The organism is Paenibacillus nasutitermitis, from assembly GCF_014641075.1.
GTDB classification, from domain to species: Bacteria; Bacillota; Bacilli; order Paenibacillales; family Paenibacillaceae; genus Paenibacillus_Z; species Paenibacillus_Z nasutitermitis.
This window is the reverse complement of the sequence record NZ_BMHP01000002.1, coordinates 853,513-868,932: the sequence shown is the minus strand read 5'-3', so window position 1 is coordinate 868,932 and position 15,420 is coordinate 853,513. Positions and strand designations below refer to the sequence as shown.

General features: G+C 49.8%; 19 protein-coding genes. 18 read left to right on the top strand and 1 reads right to left on the bottom strand.

Features of this window, described 5'->3' with window-relative positions; translation table 11 throughout:
• Nucleotides 1-173: 173 nt before the first annotated feature.
• From hisC to IEY46_RS14035, 13 genes are all read left to right on the top strand, one after another.
• Nucleotides 174-1,271 (top strand): histidinol-phosphate transaminase, encoded by a 1,098-nt coding sequence (hisC, locus tag IEY46_RS14095; RefSeq protein ID WP_188992628.1) that lies wholly within the window; start codon nt 174-176, stop codon nt 1,269-1,271.
• A gap of 4 nt (nt 1,272-1,275) precedes the next feature.
• Nucleotides 1,276-2,367: a prephenate dehydrogenase gene (locus IEY46_RS14090; protein WP_188992627.1), complete on the top strand. Its 1,092-nt coding sequence runs from the start codon at nt 1,276-1,278 to the stop codon at nt 2,365-2,367.
• A 677-nt stretch (nt 2,368-3,044) separates the two neighbouring features.
• Nucleotides 3,045-3,638 carry an RNA polymerase sigma factor gene (locus tag IEY46_RS14085; protein WP_188992626.1) on the top strand — a complete coding sequence of 198 codons (594 nt, stop codon included), beginning with the start codon at nt 3,045-3,047 and terminating at the stop codon, nt 3,636-3,638.
• Complete coding sequence (locus IEY46_RS14080; protein WP_188992625.1) at nt 3,635-4,240, top strand: anti-sigma factor family protein; 606 nt, start codon at nt 3,635-3,637, stop codon at nt 4,238-4,240. Before IEY46_RS14085 ends, IEY46_RS14080 begins: the two co-directional genes overlap by 4 nt.
• A gap of 58 nt (nt 4,241-4,298) precedes the next feature.
• A complete protein-coding gene (locus IEY46_RS14075; RefSeq protein ID WP_373288806.1) occupies nt 4,299-4,925 on the top strand; it encodes a histidine phosphatase family protein in 627 nt (208 codons plus the stop codon).
• Between the two features lie 144 nt (nt 4,926-5,069).
• The gene (locus tag IEY46_RS14070; RefSeq protein ID WP_188992624.1) at nt 5,070-6,272 is read left to right on the top strand and encodes a hypothetical protein; all 1,203 of its coding nucleotides are present in this window, start codon (nt 5,070-5,072) and stop codon (nt 6,270-6,272) included.
• Between the two features lie 291 nt (nt 6,273-6,563).
• A complete protein-coding gene (locus IEY46_RS14065) occupies nt 6,564-6,746 on the top strand; it encodes an IDEAL domain-containing protein (RefSeq protein ID WP_188992623.1) in 183 nt (60 codons plus the stop codon).
• Nucleotides 6,747-6,928: 182 nt separating this feature from the next.
• Nucleotides 6,929-7,360, top strand: a complete 432-nt coding sequence (locus tag IEY46_RS14060) for a DUF2487 family protein (RefSeq protein ID WP_188992622.1) — start codon at nt 6,929-6,931, stop codon at nt 7,358-7,360.
• A gap of 243 nt (nt 7,361-7,603) precedes the next feature.
• A complete protein-coding gene (locus IEY46_RS14055; RefSeq protein WP_188992621.1) occupies nt 7,604-8,137 on the top strand; it encodes a Rieske (2Fe-2S) protein in 534 nt (177 codons plus the stop codon).
• Nucleotides 8,138-8,153: 16 nt separating this feature from the next.
• Nucleotides 8,154-8,825, top strand: coding sequence for a menaquinol-cytochrome c reductase cytochrome b subunit (gene qcrB, locus IEY46_RS14050; RefSeq protein WP_188992620.1), 672 nt, complete (start codon nt 8,154-8,156; stop codon nt 8,823-8,825).
• 22 nt (nt 8,826-8,847) lie between these two features.
• Complete coding sequence (locus IEY46_RS14045) at nt 8,848-9,732, top strand: menaquinol-cytochrome c reductase cytochrome b/c subunit (RefSeq protein ID WP_188992619.1); 885 nt, start codon at nt 8,848-8,850, stop codon at nt 9,730-9,732.
• Between the two features lie 140 nt (nt 9,733-9,872).
• On the top strand, nt 9,873-10,457 hold the full coding sequence (locus IEY46_RS14040) for a DUF1405 domain-containing protein (RefSeq protein ID WP_188993826.1): 585 nt from the start codon (nt 9,873-9,875) through the stop codon (nt 10,455-10,457).
• Between the two features lie 43 nt (nt 10,458-10,500).
• The gene (locus IEY46_RS14035; RefSeq protein ID WP_188992618.1) at nt 10,501-11,400 is read left to right on the top strand and encodes a sporulation protein YpjB; all 900 of its coding nucleotides are present in this window, start codon (nt 10,501-10,503) and stop codon (nt 11,398-11,400) included.
• A gap of 70 nt (nt 11,401-11,470) precedes the next feature.
• On the opposite strand, the gene IEY46_RS14030 is transcribed toward IEY46_RS14035, so the two are convergent.
• A complete protein-coding gene (locus IEY46_RS14030; RefSeq protein ID WP_188992617.1) occupies nt 11,471-12,337 on the bottom strand; it encodes a YitT family protein in 867 nt (288 codons plus the stop codon).
• Between the two features lie 154 nt (nt 12,338-12,491).
• Here IEY46_RS14030 and IEY46_RS14025 point away from each other — a divergent pair, with 154 nt between their 5' ends.
• Genes IEY46_RS14025 through bshB1 form a run of 5 tightly spaced genes read left to right on the top strand, consistent with a single transcriptional unit; the run spans nt 12,492 to nt 15,393 of the window.
• Nucleotides 12,492-12,827 carry a nucleotide pyrophosphohydrolase gene (locus IEY46_RS14025; protein WP_188992616.1) on the top strand — a complete coding sequence of 112 codons (336 nt, stop codon included), beginning with the start codon at nt 12,492-12,494 and terminating at the stop codon, nt 12,825-12,827.
• A 54-nt stretch (nt 12,828-12,881) separates the two neighbouring features.
• A complete protein-coding gene (locus tag IEY46_RS14020) occupies nt 12,882-13,421 on the top strand; it encodes a tetratricopeptide repeat protein (RefSeq protein ID WP_188992615.1) in 540 nt (179 codons plus the stop codon).
• Nucleotides 13,422-13,428: 7 nt separating this feature from the next.
• The gene (gene dapB, locus IEY46_RS14015; protein ID WP_188992614.1) at nt 13,429-14,232 is read left to right on the top strand and encodes a 4-hydroxy-tetrahydrodipicolinate reductase; all 804 of its coding nucleotides are present in this window, start codon (nt 13,429-13,431) and stop codon (nt 14,230-14,232) included.
• A 46-nt stretch (nt 14,233-14,278) separates the two neighbouring features.
• Nucleotides 14,279-14,698, top strand: a complete 420-nt coding sequence (locus IEY46_RS14010; RefSeq protein ID WP_188992613.1) for a methylglyoxal synthase — start codon at nt 14,279-14,281, stop codon at nt 14,696-14,698.
• Entirely contained in the window at nt 14,698-15,393 is a 696-nt protein-coding gene (gene bshB1, locus IEY46_RS14005) for a bacillithiol biosynthesis deacetylase BshB1 (RefSeq protein WP_188992612.1), read from the top strand. Before IEY46_RS14010 ends, bshB1 begins: the two co-directional genes overlap by 1 nt.
• The last annotated feature ends 27 nt before the right edge of the window (nt 15,394-15,420 follow it).

Here is a 15,420-nt window from a genome sequence, read left to right as displayed (position 1 = left end):
GTTTTTTTTTCGCCCGGACCGGACGGTTTTACAGACAGACTTGCTTGTTGCAGGCCAGTGTATCGAAGCTGAGGACGAAAGCAGCTGTCGCATCTTTTCCTTTAAAATAAAAGCAACTTATGAGACAATGAATCTTGAATAACATCAGCTAAAATTCAAAGAGGTGACGATAGGTGCAGCCTAAACAAAGTATAGTGAATCTGCCTGTGTATCAGCCGGGCAAACCGATTGAAGAAGTAAAACGCGAGCTTGGGCTTACAGAAGTCATTAAGCTGGCTTCCAACGAGAATCCTTTCGGCTCTTCGGATCGTGCCAAAGCAGCCATTCAGGACGAACTTGCGAACATCTCGATTTATCCGGACAGCTTCAGTACCACGTTAACCGGTCTTGTCGCCGATTATTTGCAGGTGGAACGCAATCAAATCATTTTTGGCGCCGGATCTGATGAAGTGATTCTGATGCTTGCGCGGGCATACCTGTCTCCCGGAGACGAAACGATCATGGCAGACGAGACCTTCTCGCAATATAAGCATAATGTGGTTATCGAGGGCGCGGCTACAGTGGAGGTGCCCCTGAAGAACGGTACGCACGACCTTCCGGCGATGTTGGCGAAGATTACGGACCGGACCAAAATCATCTGGATTTGCAATCCCAACAATCCTACCGGAACGATTGTCCGCGAAGACGAACTGGCCGATTTCGTCAGACAGGTGCCGAAGAATATCATTATCGCGCTGGATGAAGCGTATTACGAATATGTGACAGATGCCGACTATCCAAACAGTCTGGCGCTGCTTCGCGAACACCAGAACATTATCGTACTGCGTACGTTTTCCAAAATCTATGGACTGGCTTCGCTGCGTATCGGCTACGGTGTGGCTCATGCCGACCTGATCCGTCATGTCAATCAGGTTCGCGAGCCTTTCAACACGACCCGGTTCGCCCAGGCGGCGGCAGCGGCATCGATCACCGATCTCGACTTCCTGAACAGCTGCAGGCAGCGCAATGCAGAGGGACGGCGGTATGTATGCGGTCAGCTTGCGCGCATGGGACTGAGCTATTTCGAAGCGCATGGCAACTTTGTTATGTTCGACACCAAGCTCCCGTCGCAGCAAGTATTTGACGGATTGCTGCGCAAAGGCATCATCTCCCGTGCTCGCTGGGCCCACTACCCGACCTATATCCGTATTACGGTAGGCAGCCAAGAGCAGAATGAATCGTTTATCCATGCGCTTGAAGAAGTTCTTCAAGAAGCGGCGGTGCGGGGCTGACATCATGACGAAAATTGCAATATTCGGCGTCGGACTGATGGGGGGGTCTCTGGCCTTGTGCTTTAAAGACAAGCCGGGACTCACCGTAGTTGGTCACTCTGTACGCGAATCATCCGTAACCAAGTACATGGAGAGAGGCGTTGTCGATTATGCGACAACGTCCATGCATGATGCTGCCGAAGGTGCGGATTTTATTTTTCTGTGCGTGCCGGTTGGAAACCTGGAGGAATATGTTCGCGAGCTCAGCGCCATGCAGTTGAAGCCAGGCTGTATTATTACGGATGTGGGAAGCACCAAGGCGTCAGTTGCCAAGACCGCCGGCAGGCTGTTCGGATCAGGCGTCACTTTCATTGGCGGGCATCCCATGGCTGGATCGGAGCGCTCAGGGGTGGAAGCGGCGTCCTCCTATCTGTTTGAGAATGCGTTCTATGTACTTACTCCCGCAGCGGACACGCCCGCCGGCGATGTGGAGAAGCTGACAGAGCTGATCAGGCATACGAAAGCACATATCGTTCATGTCGATCCGGAGGAACATGATGAAATTGTCGGCGCAATCAGCCATCTTCCCCACATCATTGCTGTAGCGCTTGTGAACCAGATCCGTCGTTACAATGAGAAGAATCCTCTGAACAGCGTCCTTGCGGCAGGAGGATTCCGCGATATCACCCGTATTGCCTCGGGCGATCCGGTCGTCTGGCGGGATATCCTGATCAACAACAGCAGTGTGCTGCTGGAGCTGCTCAAGGACTGGAGCATGGAGATCGGTTATTTTGTCCGTTTGCTGGAGACCGGTGATGGGGAGGGCATTGAGCAGGCCTTCCTGAATGCGGGACAATTCCGCAGCCAGCTTCCGGAGCGGCGTAAAGGCATGATTCATTCGATCTATGAATGTTATGTCGATGTGCCCGATCATCCGGGGATCATCGGAAAGATCGCAACCGAGCTGGGTAACAGCAGAATCAACTTGAGCAATATTCACATTATTGAAAGCAGGGAAGATGTGCCCGGGGTGCTCCGGCTTTCTTTCCGTACGCAGGATGATTTGGACCAGGCTGTTCATAAACTGGGTGAAATTGGATTCCCTGTCCATTTTTAAAAATAAAGCCGTCATTTATGTAAACGTATGTTGACAAAATGAAAACGTATACATATAATAAAAGTACAGTATGGTTTCTCTCCACTCCTATCCAATCCTTCGCACTATGTGCGAGGCCGCCTTTAGAAGGCGGCCTTTTTTTTGTTTCCAAATTCTTCTTCTGTGTTTAAAAATGCTTGAGAGTCTGTAAAATCATGAAATATTCCATTTCAGCCTGGTTCGTAACGGACGTGACTGTCTTTCGTGTGCTCGATAACTCGATTACGGAACTGCACAGTTTGCGGATTAGCTAACCTGTTTTATCTTCAAATAATCTTATTAAACAGCTTCCGGTGAATTTTGAAACTTTAACGCACTATTATCCGTCTAATCTTAGGGCGGATATCCATTTTCGATGGCTGCTTGCAATCTGTTGAACCATACATACCGGAAATTTGGAAAAAATTTATCATTCGATATGAGCGGCTATGCTACAATGAACGTATCGATTGTAAAAATGTGGGATGAATAATGATGTCGAAAGAAGCAGGAAAATGGTCTCAATTCGCGAATTCATTTCATGATTATAAATATAAGACATTTAATATAGAGTTAGCCGCGCAACTTTTTCCTCCCGCTTCGGTACAATATTATAACCGAAGCGGGAGTACTCCTATGGCCAAGGAGGGTCGCCCGCGATGACCGATTCCCAGTTAATACGCGAAATCAAAGACGGTAACGTACAGCTCTATTCGGAACTGATGCGGCGCTACCAACGTAAAATCCTAGCCTTCATCTATCACATGCTGAAAAGTGCAAAGCTTGAGCTGCTAGCTGAAGACCTATGCTCGGAATCTTTTTACAAAGCGTATCGCAGCCTGCATTCGTTCAGGGAAGTTGATGCTTCCTTTTCTACCTGGTTGTACACCATTGCAAGAAATACGGTACTAAGCGAGCTGCGTAAGCAAAAGACGGGCAATGTGTCGCTCGATGAAATCGGCTTTATGCCTACAGCGTCGTTAGACACCGTCCCTGAGCACCGGTTGCTGCAAAATGAACGCATGACGATGGTCAGGGCAGCGATCAACAGCCTGCCGGAGAAACAGCGTTCCGCACTGATTCTACGCGAATACGATCAATTGGATTATCAGGAGATTGCCAGTATTCTCGGACAGACGGTGAGCTCCGTCAAGTCTTTATTGTTTCGTGCGCGCAGCAGCGTGAAGATACAGCTTGAACCGTATTTCGGCGATTCGCCATTGCTGGAGGAATACGAGGGGATGAAATCATGATGAAGTGCCTCCAAGTTCAGGAATCGCTGGGCATTTATTGGGATATGCCCGAGACGGATAGGGAACGAATAATGGTAGATGAGCATCTCCTTACCTGCGAAGCATGCAGGGAGGAATTTCGGATATGGCAGGAAAGCGAGCAATTGATTCGTGATTTCTCCGAAAATGACGAGGAAATGGCATCTTTTGACCGAGTCAATCAGGATGTTATGGAACGGATCTACAGCGAGCAAAGCTGGCTCATGCCTATTCCAACGCGAAGCTATCAGTTTACCCGGACCTTTCGCCGCAATATGACAGCTGCTATTGCTTGCTGTATGGCGATATTCGTATGTGGATTATTTTATCTGCTGATTGGCTATAACGACCCCTCCTCCGTGGAGGTGGCAAAGCTGACCGGGCTTCTCGATACAGCTGACGCGTCAAGCGACAGCTCGCTGATCAGCGATTCTTTTTATGCCGATGTCCCTGTCGCGAGCATCAGCGATCCCATCATATTGAATGTCGTACCAACCGTTCCTCAGTACTGGGTTGCGTTTTCTCTGCTGGGGATGATCATGACTTTGCTTATCTTGAACTGGTTTTCGCGGACGCGAAACTAAACATAACCGCAGCCCATCCCTATTCGTTTTACGCGGATCGCTGCAAGGAATTTCAGGCATGTCAATTGAGAGGAAAGAGGGGCTTGGAGTGCGACTTGGACTTATCCGTCACGGCAGAACGGATTGGAACGCATTAGGCAAGATTCAGGGTCAAACAGATATTGCCTTGAATGCGGAGGGTATCAGACAGGCTCACGCTCTCGCTGCAAGACTGAGCAACGAGGAGATGCGCTGGGATGGCATTGTGACCAGCGACTTGAGCCGCGCCCGTGAAACCGGACGGATTATTGCCCAGAAACTCGGTATCCCCCTTCTGCCTCCGGACAGTCGTTTGAGGGAACGTTATTATGGCGCAATTGAAGGTACGACAGACGCGGAACGTATGGAGAAATGGGGGCCGGACTGGCGAAAAAGCGACAGCGGGCAGGAAACCGATGAGGCCGTGCGATCGCGGGCTCTCTCTTTTGTCGAAGAAGCGGCTTCCAGCCCCACTAATCCAAATATCCTCGCTGTCACACATGGCAGTTTGCTGGCACAGCTGATGCAGGCAATGTGCAGTAATCTGGAGGATAAACCGATTGTTAATATGTCTTTTTCCGTTATGGAGAGAGTGGATCAGGACTGGAAACCGCTGCTCCATAATTGCGCGCTTCATTTGGAGCAGCCGCATGCCGGACGGCATTAATTTTTTTGCTGTACACGGATCATCGCCCCTCGACCGCCTTGCGGCCGGAGGGCTTTTTTTTGTTGTCTATGGTTATAAAATCCGTCAAAGTTCCCATAATGGTAGTAAACCTGCTAAGAACACCGGGGAATGGGGGTGGAGAAGATGAATTTGGCGGATATGCTCAGTTATGCGGACATCGGCCAGTTAAGCCGTATTGCGACTACCTACCAATGCGAATGCAGCGGGAATTCAAAAAACGAGTTGATCCAGTCTATTTTATCTACGGTAAATCGCAGGGAAGTATTTGAGACTCAAATTGGGTCGATGAAGATGGAAGATTTGCGTTTCATCAATTCATTGTTGTTTGACCCCCGGGATTCTTTCAGCCTGGAAGAATTGATCGCACGTGTCCAGCAAAGCAAGTTTAATAAAACGGACTCAGCCCAGCAGAAGGCCGACACACCCGAGCGTCCGGCAGCCACTGATGGGAAAAAACCAGCCAAAAAAAGCAAAAAAACGCCGGAGTCTGTGACGGAGAGCGGCCCGCGGGAAACGATTTCGCGCTTCAAGCAGTATGGGTGGCTGTTCAACGGGTATGCCGGTCCGAACCGATATCTGTTTCAAGTGCCAAGCGATGTGAAGGAGCGTTTCAAGGAAACGCTGGGCAAAAAATTCCTCTCCCAAGCGGTTTATGCGGAGGAAGAGCCTCATGCCTACCGGGATGAACAGCTGATCATGGGCGAAGATGTGAAGCATTTTCTTGACTTTGTCTATCACAACGAGATACCGCTAACCTCCGATAGCGCCATGTACAAGCGCAGTTTGATCCAGATTATGGACCGTTTCGGCGTAAAGGAGGATTTCCCGGCGAGGGGCGAATGGCGTTTCGGTTATGGCCGGAGGATGAAAGACTATCCAAACCGGATGTCCCTGATCTACGACTATTGTTACTTTTACGGCTGGTTATCCGAAGCCGACAGCCTGCTTACATTGACGCCTTCAGGCAAGGAACGTCAGGCCATGCGGATGGCGGAGCCCTCGGACAAGCTGTACCGGTTCTGGCTTCGTCTCTATAAAGGGGCGATTCCAAACATCAGAGCTCTCACATACTGGATTGACCAGTTGTCCCATAAATGGGTGATGAGCACCTCTTTGCAATCCGTGCTTACGCCTTATATAAAGCCTTTCTATTATGATCAGCCGGAAACGATACTTGAGCAGCGCCTGATTGGCATGATGATGCACATGGGTTTGCTCCGAATAGGGGAAGTCCCGTCGAAAGGGCAAGTGATTCGTATGACCCCGATGGGACGGTCCATCGTAGCGGGTCTAAGCATCGAGGATGATGCAATTGTCTTGAACTGACCGGACCTTGCGGGTTTTCAGAGGCTACGGGCAGGGGCACATTCGTTGCCGAAGGGGCCATCGTCCTTGGCGGGGATGACTGAAATGAATATGCTGATTAAGAACCGGTTACTCGTCGCTTAGCATAGGAAAATGTTTATGACCTATATGCTTTCACTTGGATCGCCTGCTTCAATCGTCGATGACCGGACACAAGACGATATGCAACACAGGAGACTGACGATGGAAATTCTTCATGGCGAAAGGAACGAATATAGGATCTCTTAGGGCGCGGTGTTGGAGGTGTATCCTATGGACAAAATGAAAGTAACGTACGAAGCGATGCTCGGACTTGCTGCGGAAATGACACTGGACGAAGCGGTATTGAAATTTCGCAAGGACCGTTTATACCAGGCGATTGATGAAGCGCTGGTCTCTGGAGACAGGGATACGTTCAACCGCCTGACGGAAGAGCTGAAAATGCTGTATATCTGATCTACAGCTGGATATGCTCCGGTTTTCCTGATTGGCCTGTTACCGTGGGATGAAGGTTCCCAAGCGGTGCAGGCCATTTGTTTGTTTCGTTTTATATGGTAGGATAATAGAATAGCTTATTTATGGGAATCATAACATGCAATGCAAATGGAATTGATTCATGGAAAGGTGAATGCATAACGATGAAATTCAGTGAACTTACCCCGGACCAATGGGGAGAGCTTCAGCCTTATCTGGATACGGCCGTTCTGCCCGTAACCGGCCTGACCGGCAATGAAGCGCCTTACCAGGCAACAGAAGCGCTCGAGAAACTGCGGGATGTGCTGGATCTGATCGAGAAACCGTTCAAAGGACGAATCGTGACTTATCCCACCTGCAACTATGGGGCATGGAATACGGAAACCGCGCAGCAAGTCGCATCCGTGTGCAGAAATTTAAAACAAACGGCAGGTTTTAAGCATGTGGTCGTCGCTGCTGCTTTTTCCGAGCCCTCTTTAATGAAGACAGAGGAAGCGGATCTGTTTGTCGGACCGGATTCCAATGGCGTGCTTCCAGCCGCGGAAGAAGTCAGCGTAGCGGTCCGCCATTTGTGGATGGGGCAAAGAACTTCTTGATGCTTTGGGATGATTTTTGTATAAGGCGGCTCCATCTAGGGAAAAACAAATGGCAGACAAGGTCAATTGTGACAAAATAATAACAAATTGAAGAACGATTTTCTTACGATCTGCAATTTGCCCGCCACATTCTTGACGCTCTAAACCACCTAGGCTATTATAGGTAATGTCCTAGTTCGTAATACGTTTTGCCTTCTCCGGCAGAACACAAGATATGGCTCAGCAAAGGGGGTAGAACAGTAGATGAGTAATCACGAACAACGAGAAACCGCACAACGTCCAGTAAAACGCAGCGGAATGTCCCGGCGTCAATTTCTGTCGTATACGCTCGGAGGCGCAGGCGCATTCATGGGCGCAGGAATGATACTCCCGATGGTGCGGTTCGCGGTTGACCCGATTTTGATGAAAAAAGAATCCGGTACTTATGTTAAAGTGGTTGAGCAATCCAAAATCACCAATGAACCGCAGGAATTTAAATTTAAAATCCATCAGATTGACGGCTGGTATATCAGTGACCCTGAATTGACCGCATGGATATCAAAAGATTCCCAGGGCAAATTTTATGCGCTTTCGCCGGTTTGTAAGCATCTGGGCTGTACAATCAGCTGGAACACAGAGAAAAACAACCAATATGTGTGTCCATGCCACAACGCCCATTACACGCAGGAGGGTAAGAACCTGACTGTCGCTCCGAAACCGCTGGATGAGTATGAATTGAAGATCGAGAACGATTGGATTTATCTTGGCCCGGTTATGCCGAATACACGATTCAAATAAGGAGGCGTAAGCTCAGATGTTAAAAGGTGTATACAACTGGATCGATGAACGTCTTGATATTACGCCGATGTGGAGGGACGTTGCTGACCATGAAGTGCCGGAGCACGTGAATCCTGCGCATCATTTTTCCGCATTCGTGTATTGTTTCGGCGGACTGACGTTCTTCATCACGGTTATTCAAATTTTGTCAGGTATGTTCCTCACGTTATATTTCGTGCCGGATATTATCAACGCATACAAAAGTGTTGACTACCTTCAGCATAAAGTCGCATTTGGCGGAATTGTGCGGGGGATGCATCACTGGGGAGCGAGTCTTGTTATCGTCATGATGTTCCTGCATACACTGCGGGTATTCTTTACCGGCTCCTACAAGGCGCCTCGTGAAATGAACTGGGTTGTCGGCATGCTTATTTTCTTCATCATGCTGGGACTTGGATTTACCGGTTATCTGCTGCCATGGGATAACAAAGCTTATTTTGCAACGAAGGTTGGTATTCAAATCGCTGAATCAGTACCTTACATAGGTACCTACATTAAAGAATTGATGCAGGGCGGAGAAATTGTCGGTGCCGAAACGTTAACACGCTTTTTCGCCATCCATGTCTTTTTCTTACCAGGCGCATTGCTTGCGCTTCTCGCGGCTCACTTCTTTATGATCCGGAAACAGGGTATTTCGGGACCACTATAAGACGAAGGGAGGCAATTTGCGAATGGCACATGATAAGAAATCAACGGAAAAGGTAGTGTATGTTGGCGATTCCCGCGTTCGACAGCGCGTTCGGCAAAGTCCTGCTGTACCGCCTGACTATTCCGCCTACCCGGGAAAATCAGAAGCCTTCATCCCGAACTTCCTGCTCAAGGAATGGATGGTCGGCGTTGTTGTACTCGTAGGGTTCCTCGTACTGACGATTGCGGAACCGGCACCGCTCGGTTATCCGGCAGATCCGACGAACGCAGCATTTATTCCGATGCCGGACTGGTACTTCCTGTTCCTGTATCAATTTTTGAAGCTTCCTTATGTATCGGGAAGTTATATCGTACTCGGAACCGTTGGTATTCCCGGGATTGCTTTTGGGGCGCTGCTGCTTGCGCCGTTCCTGGATACTGGCAAAGAGCGTCGTTTCTACAGACGTCCGATCACTTCGATTCTAATGATTTTATCGCTGATCTCGGTTGTATTTCTGACGAAGCAATCCTGGGATCATTACACGCATGAGCTTGAGCTGACAAATACGATTCCAGAGCATCATGTTCGTGAAGAGAAGGCGCGTGAAGCTGCCGCCGCCGGCAAAGAGCCCGGACAGGCTGCGGAAGAAGCGGCAAACATTCCGCTTGTGGACAAAGATGATCCTGCAATGGAAATCGCCAAGAAAGCACAATGTATCTCCTGTCATGGTGCGGACCTCAAAGGAAATGAGAGCGCCCAAGTACCATCGCTTCGCGGTGTGGGCGACGAACTGACCAAGGAAGAACTGGTCGATGTCGTCACCAACGGTAAAGGCGGAGGGAAAATGCCTGCTTTCAAAGATACTTTGAGTGCGGATGAGATTGATCAATTAACCACCTGGCTCGCGAAACAGAAGAAAGCCGAATAAGAGCAGCTTGTCACGAACCTGATCGGAAGACCCGATCAGGTTTTTTTGTAAAAACTTCTATCCGATTTTAGCATGAAAGGGTGTCTTCCTTGTCGTCATTGTCTTATTTCTGGAGCCGGTCGTTCTTGACCAGCCGCACTATGCTCTGGCTGTTGTTTGTTGTTAATGCCGCCGGAACGGTATATGGATACATATGGTATGGCAAACAAATCGAATACACGATGAATCACAATCCCCTCTGGCAAGTCGTGTTCGTGCCGGATAGCCCAACGGCCAGTTTGTTTTTCACAATTGCGCTCTTATTTCTCCTGTTCCCCAAGAAGGGAACGCCATCTGCGGCATATATTGGCGTAAGGTCAATTATTGAAGCTTTGGCGGTACTGACTTCATTTAAATACGGGATTTGGGCTGTCACGATGATCGCTGCCGGCGGCGCCCAGGGTGATCCCATTGTATGGCAGCATTATATGCTTGTCGTTTCTCATTTAGGGATGGCGGTCGAAGGGCTGTTGTTTGTACGGTTTATGATATTTGGACGCACGGCTGCCATTATCGCACTGATGTGGATGCTCTTGAACGATATGCTGGACTACAGCGCCGGTATTTTTCCATGGCTTCCGAGCGAACTGGATGACGATCTGGACGCCATCCGAAATTTTACCATCGGTCTTTCCATTATCACGCTGCTGGTTACGAATTTGACCCTTAAATTTAGAAAGGTCTAATTTTGGACAGCCCCCCATAAAGTAATATCGGGGGGGGATGAGCGTGAAATTGTCGTTGTCAGGGTTAATAGTCGGCCTCGCCGTACTGTTTATCGTTGCCGGGTGCAGCGGTAAAGGTCAAAATCAAATCCGGCATGTACAAGCTATGAACAGTCTCAATGGAAGCCTTCCGGTATCGCTGGAATCGCTGGAGGAGCTTTCCGAGGCCTTCTACGCGTCTGCCAATAAAGGAAACAGACAACTTTCCTATACGCTGCTGGAACGTATCCGGCAAGCTGCGAGGTTACCCGAGGTTCGTCAGTACGGGACGCAGGCTGGTTGGAAGGCCTGGGATTCAGGAGTGGAAAACACCCGTGTGATTCTTGCCCGTAACGCTTCTAGCCTGGCTTGGATCAATGAGGCCGCCAGAATGAAGCTGGCCGTTGATGTTCTGATCAATCCGCAAGCGCCCTTATGGCTGCAATATAAAGAAGTGATGCAAGACGATTGGAACCGGGTGCGCCTGGCGTGGAAATCACAAACCGCCGGTCATGCTCAGGCGGCATTGCGGCAGCTTGATCTTTACGATACGCATGCGAAACGGATAGAGCTGGCTGCGCTCATGCAGCGGCCGGAGGCGTTTACAATAGATTTGCGCAAGCGTATGGATTATGTAAGACAGGTGCTGGAAACGAAGGACCTGAATAGCGGCAGCAGTACGAATGTGACAACTGCGCTGGTATCGCTTGAAGATGCGGCGGAGTCCTTATTTGGCAGGAAGGAAGCCGAAGATGCTCTGGCTTTACAGGTCCCGCAGCTGTCCGGGGAGAATAAAGTTGGCGAGCAGTTGGCGGTCCTTTATATCTCTGCCTTTGTAATGGGGATATTGGCCTTTTCCGGATGGAGGCGCTTTGCGTACGAACAGAAACACGGATCCTCCATTCCATCCCGAAAAGGGCGCTGAAGCGAATCGGCCGAAATAATGGAAGGGGCGCGTACACTTTTATAAGGTGGCGCGTCCTTTTCTTTGCTTATCAGTCCTGCTTGAACCCTTCACCAAGGACATCATGCACATCGGTAACGACGATAAAAGCAAGCGGGTCCAGCCGGTGGATGATCGTCTTTAGCCTTCTTATTTCATGGCGTGCAATGACGCAGTAGACGACCTGCTTCTCTCTGCCGGAAAAAGCGCCTTTGGCCGGGAATAAGGTAACCCCCCGATCCATCTCCTGCGTAATCAGCTTTGCCAGCTGTTCTCCATCTTCGGTAAAAATCGCGAAGGATTTGGCTGCATAAGCGCCCTCCTGAATAAAGTCAATCACTTTGGAAGCAATAAAAACAGCTACAAGCGTGTACAGCACCTTTTCTTTCGGTATATAGAGGAGTGATGAACCGATAATGACAGCATCCAGGAACAATATAATTTGCCCCATACTCCAGCCTTTCTGCTTGGAGGCGATTCGGGCTATAATATCCGCGCCCCCTGTCGTGGCGCCGAACCGGAAAACGAGGCCCAGACCAAGGCCAAGGGTTACGCCCGCGTACAGCGCGGCCAGGATATAATCATTTGAGGTCTGGAAAGGAACAATCCAGCCAATGGCAATCATTTTCTCGATCAGAGCCAGAAATAAGGAGAGCGAAAGGGTACCAAGCAGGGAGTAGACCAATTGGGAACGCCCCAAGTAACGCCAACCTACAGCAAAAAGGGGGATATTAAGCAGCAGGGTCGAGAGCGACAGCGGCCAGTTAAAGGCGTAATGCAGAAGGATGGCTATTCCGGTTACACCGCCTTCCATCAGTTCGTTCGGAAGGATGAAATAATGAAGACCGAAAGCATAAATAGCGGTTCCCAGCATAATGGGCGGCCATGTTTTCAACTGCGCAAATAGACGGTTATACATCCTTTCAGCTCCTTTTTAGGATGCGATATTGTTCTTTTATGGAACCTGTCCTTGATAGTATGTCATATTTTTCGGACAATCAAAAACGTTGTTTTCAAACCCGCTTTGCGATAACATATGAAGTGAACCTTGAGAGGCGAAAGGAACGAAGGCGATGACAGAGAAATCCCTTGCCGAAATGCAGCGCGAGGTTGACCGATACATATCGCAGTTCAAGGAAGGCTACTTCAGTCCGCTGTCCATGCTGGCCCGTATGACTGAGGAAGTAGGCGAGCTTGCGCGCGAGGTGAATCATCAGTTTGGGGAAAAGCCCAAAAAGGCGGATGAAGCCGATAGCTCGATTGAAATGGAACTTGGCGACGTTTTATTTATCGTCATATGCTTCGCAAACTCGCTGGGCATCGATCTGGCGGAAGCGCATGACCGCGTTATGAATAAATTCAATACGCGCGACGCAGACCGGTGGACACGAAAAAACGTCGAACCGTAAAGGACATCCGGACATATGCTGTACCATCACCTTATGTACAAGGAGGATGGGCGTATGAACGGAGCGGATATCATCAAAAAGGCTTATGAAGCCATCCTCGGCGGTGACTTTGAGCAGGCAATCGTGCGCTTCGAAGAAGCGATTGAGCTTGAACCTGACAACGCCATGGCTTACTACAGATGCTCAATTACATGCGCAAGAAGCGGAAAATGGGCCAAAGCGCTGGAATATGCGCAGCAGGCCGTCAAGCTTGGACCGGAACGCGAGGAATACCGGTTTCATTTGCGCACCGTACAGGCCAAGCAGCTGGTTTATGATGCGGAGGAACTGCTGACGCATGCCCCTCAGGAGACGGAATATGCCTTGAATATGCTGCTTGCTGCCTCGCGTCTCGACCCGCTTAATATGGAGGCGCTGCTGCTGCTGGGAGCCGCTTATACCTCGTTAAACCGTTATGATGAGGCTCTTGTCTATGCCCGTGAAGCTCTGCGTCTTGATCCTGAGCATTCAGCTGCACAGCGGTTGTTTGCCGACATCAAGCGCAGCCGTTCGACATTGGCAAGCCAGCGAAGAAAAAGAAAAAGGAACAGGTGATGCAGCTATGACGCAGTTAATCAAAGTAGCCGTAACAGGTGCAAGCGGCCGGATGGGCCGGGAAGTGGTTAAATTGGTGTTGGAAGATGAGCAGCTTGAACTGGTTGCGGCAGTGGCTCCAACCGCAGGTCCGGTCGATGCAGGGACGCTTGTAGGACTCGGACCTTGCGGAATTACAGTTTCCCCGGATTTGGAATCGGCATTGCGAGAATCCAACGCGGATGTGCTGGTTGATTTTACAGTACCGCATGCCGCTTATAATAATACCCGGACAGCGATTGAATATGGCGTGCGTCCCATAATCGGAACGACAGGGTTTACCCCGGAGCAGATTGAAGAGCTGAACGGGCAGTGCAAGAGCCGGGGAATCGGGGGCCTGATCGCTCCGAACTTCTCCATCGGTGCGATTCTAATGATGAAATTTGCTGCTGAAGCATCCAAATACCTGCCACATGTTGAAATTATTGAATACCACGGAGACCAGAAGCTTGACGCTCCATCGGGAACGGCTGTAAAAACAGCGGAGCTGATTTCTGAGGTGCGCGAGGAGCTGCGGCAGGGAAATCCGCAAGAGAAAGAAACCATCGAAGGCTCGCGAGGTGGATACTACGACGGTTTCCGGATACATAGCGTTCGCCTCCCGGGCGTATTTGCCCAGCAGGAGGTTATTTTCGGCGGATTTGGTCAAACTCTCAAAATCCGTCATGATTCCTACGATCGGGCCGGTTATATGCCAGGTGTCAGTGTAGCGGTTAAGAAAGTGATGACCTACACCGGGCTCATATACGGTTTTGAGCATATAATGGATTAGCCAGTACAAGCAGCTTCCTTTACTTCAAGAGAGGAGAACGACATCGATGAATATCGCGTTTATCGCGCACGATCGAAAGAAAGAAGAAATGGTTAACTTCGTTATTGCCTACGAGTATGTATTTAAAGACCATACGCTTTATTCGACCGGTACAACGGGCACACGTATTATGGAGCAAACCGGGTTATCCATTCATCGTTTTATGTCCGGACCGCTCGGAGGCGACCAGCAAATCGGCGCAATGGTCGCGCAAAATGAAATGGATCTTATTATTTTCCTGCGCGATCCTTTAATGGCTCAGCCTCATGAGCCTGATATTATTGCTTTGCTCCGATTATGCGATGTGCAGGGAATACCTGTAGCGACGAATATCGCAACGGGCGAATTACTCGTCCATTCCCTTCAGCGGGGTGAATTCGGCTGGCGGGAATTGGTTCATAAATACAAACCGGGCGAACAATCATAATGGAAACCGTTGAGCTTTTAGCGTTTGGCGCGCATCCGGACGATGTCGAAATCGGGATGGGCGGTACCCTTGCCAAGCATGTCAAGTCAGGTTTGCGTGTCGCTATATGCGATCTGACCCGTGCGGAAATGTCTTCAAACGGCACCGTGGAAACGAGGCGGCAGGAAGCAGCCGAAGCGTCCGCGGTGCTTGGTTTATCCGCCCGATCCTGCCTCGGCCTTCCCGACAGGGGATTAACCGGTTCCGCGGAACAGCTGGAAGCGGTTGTCAGGGAAATTCGCCGCCTGCGGCCAAGAATTGTATTTGCGCCCTATTGGGTGGATCGACACCCCGATCACACCGATTGCAGCAAGCTGGTGGAGGCTGCCGTGTTTAATGCAAAGCTTCGCAATTATTTGCCTGAGCTGCCGGCTGTCCAGGTGGAGCAGCTGTATTTTTATTATATTAACGATAGCAGCGAGGTTTCGCTTATCGTAGACATAAGTGAGTTTCACGATCAGAAGCAGCAGGCATTGAGCTGTTATTCCTCCCAATTTGCTCCTCCGGCAGAGGGAGAAGGCCGTGTGCGGACACCACTTACGGACCGCTATATTCAGCGTGTGGAGGCGCGCGATTTGCTGCTTGGCCAAACGCGCGGCTTTGCTTATGCGGAAGGTTTTGCCATTAAAGCCCCTCACCGGGTAACATTATTCTAAAGCAGAACGGGCGGTTTCTCCTATTTT